Raw genomic sequence first — 369 nt, forward strand, 5'->3', positions numbered from 1 at the left:
AGAATGTCTAAGCTTTGTAAATTCTTTTCTGAGTTCTGCATCTGAAATGAATTTTCCGCCTTTTTCATAGTTTTCTATTTCCCTTACCAAAGCCCAGTTATAGGCAAATCTTGAAGCACCGGCGTACTGAAACAACTTAGTTTTCTGCACGTTATTTGGTACCAACATTACTTTTATGGCTTTTACCATCTGCTTCCTCCTGTATCAATTCCCGGATAAGTTTCTTAGCTTTGTTTGCTCGTTTTCCTTGTAATTTGCAACTGAATACAGTGATTATCTGAACCAGATCTTCAACAAGTTCCTGCTGTTCGGACTTTTCAGTATTATCAATAATCTCAATCTCACAATTATAAAGTGAAGCGATATATT

Annotated in this window: 1 protein-coding gene and 1 pseudogene; both read right to left on the reverse strand. The window is 35.8% G+C overall.

Translation table 11 applies throughout. The features are described from left to right. Positions 1 to 189, reverse strand: a 189-nt coding sequence (locus LJE11_RS19385) for a helix-turn-helix domain-containing protein (protein WP_227296434.1), incomplete at its 3' end; no start/stop codon positions are given. Continuing rightward, positions 152 to 369 (reverse strand): annotated as a pseudogene (locus LJE11_RS19390) (IS607 family transposase); the annotation flags it as partial. The gene LJE11_RS19385 and the pseudogene LJE11_RS19390, both read right to left, overlap by 38 nt.

Origin of the sequence: Blautia sp. DFI.1.216 (genome assembly GCF_020594215.1) — a bacterium.
Taxonomy (GTDB): Bacteria; Bacillota; Clostridia; order Lachnospirales; family Lachnospiraceae; genus Blautia_A; species Blautia_A wexlerae.